The organism is Parabacteroides sp. AF19-14, from assembly GCF_003635485.1.
GTDB classification, from domain to species: Bacteria; Bacteroidota; Bacteroidia; order Bacteroidales; family Tannerellaceae; genus Parabacteroides; species Parabacteroides distasonis.
Map to the genome: position 1 here is coordinate 1 of NZ_QTMJ01000053.1, position 1,751 is coordinate 1,751.

Consider the following 1,751-nt stretch of genomic DNA (forward strand, 5'->3'; position numbering starts at 1 on the left):
CAAACTTACATAAAAAACTCGATTTTTATGCAAGTCAAATAAAAATCAAGTCCACTCCCGTCCGTTATATATATAACCGAGCTTCTAAGCTCATAAAAAATTACGCTTATGGACAATGTATGTGGACTTGATATACACAAAGATAGTGTCTTTGCGTGTATATTGAAAACAAATGGAGAAAAAATTCAAACCCAGTTCGGTGTGACCACTCCCGAACTGGACCGGTTGCGGGACCTGTTGGTCGAGGCCGGTGTCAGCCGCGTGGCCATGGAGAGCACGAGCGTCTACTGGAAACCCCTCTGGCGCATCCTCTCCATGGACTTCCACATGGTACTGGTCAACCCCTACCTGATCAAGCAACTGCCGGGACGAAAGACGGACGTGCGCGACGCCGAGTGGATAGCGACCCTCCTGGCAAAGGAGCTCGTCAGGGAAAGCTTCGTGCCGGACGAGACACAATCCGCGTTGCGGCAGTACGAGAGACGACTGCACCGTCTCAACCGGCAGATCGTACACGCCGAGAGCCAGATGGACAACCAGATGCAGGCCTGTAACATACGCCTGAGCAACCATGTCTCCGATATCGGAGGGAAGTCCTACCGCAAGGTCGTCCAGGCGCTGATCGAGGGAGAGACGAGGCCGGAGGAGCTGCTGAAACTCATACACGGGAGGACCGTCAACAGGTGCGGAAGCGACACGCTGATCGCCGCCCTGACTGGATTCGTCACCGGGGTGGACCGCGACATGTTGCGCTTTTACATGGAGGAGTGCCTACTCTACGAGAGGCAAAGGGAGGAATGCCTCAAGAGTATGGAGGACATATGCCAGGAGCACTACAAGGAACAGAAAGAACTCCTGGAGACCATACCGGGGGTGAGCGCGCAAAGCGCGATGTGCGTCCTCAGCGAGGCCGGTCACGACATGGCCACCTTCCCTTCCGCCTCCGCCCTTGTCGGGTGGGCCGGCCTCAGGCCACGCAACCAGATGAGCGCCGGCAAGATCAAGGGACGGAAGATCACGCACGGGAACCGTTTCCTGAGGATCGTGCTGGTGCAGTGCGCGTGGGCCGCGGCCAGGTGCCAGGGGACCAGGTTCGCCCTCAAGTATGAGGGCCTCAAACGCAGGATGCCCGCGCAGAAGGCGCTCGTGGCCATCGCAAGGAAGCTGCTGGTCGTCATATGGAACGTGCTGGCCAAGAGGGAAAAATACAGGAGAAACCTGTATGAGACCGCTAGCGAGGACGAGCGTAAGGGCAAGCGCCATTGACTACCCGGATTATGTCTACCGGCCGGAAACGGACCGGGATACTAATACCGGTCATCTCCCAACGCCCGTACCTTTGTGGTAGGTAAACTCCGTTCTTGCAAACTGGCCTGACGGGGGATGACCGAATGAACGTGAGTCTAAAGCCTTTGAGCTCGAAGAGGAAAGTATCATAATTCTTATCCGCAATCACGCCACAGGGCGGGATCGGGACCTCATGCGACCGGATCGGACAAAAAAACGGAGTGATGGACATCTCCACCACCCCGCCCAAAAGGGGGACAATCCTCCCTGTTTGTATTTTTTACGGCTTGGCACGCCACGTGGCACGCGTTTGTCACACATAAGTGACTGGTTTTGATTGACGCAACAAACTTAGGCTTTCTTTTTGGGGTGGCAATAAGATTTCATCACTTTTTATCATTTTCTGCGGAACTATTATGTTTCGCACCAACTATTTCCTAACGTGAACTTGATTTATAGAGGAA

General features: G+C 54.4%; 1 protein-coding gene. It reads left to right on the top strand.

What is annotated here, in order from left to right:
• Positions 1 to 108: 108 nt before the first annotated feature.
• Positions 109 to 1,266 carry an IS110 family transposase gene (locus DWX33_RS22150; protein ID WP_122381056.1) on the top strand — a complete coding sequence of 386 codons (1,158 nt, stop codon included), beginning with the start codon at positions 109 to 111 and terminating at the stop codon, positions 1,264 to 1,266.
• Positions 1,267 to 1,751 lie beyond the last annotated feature (485 nt).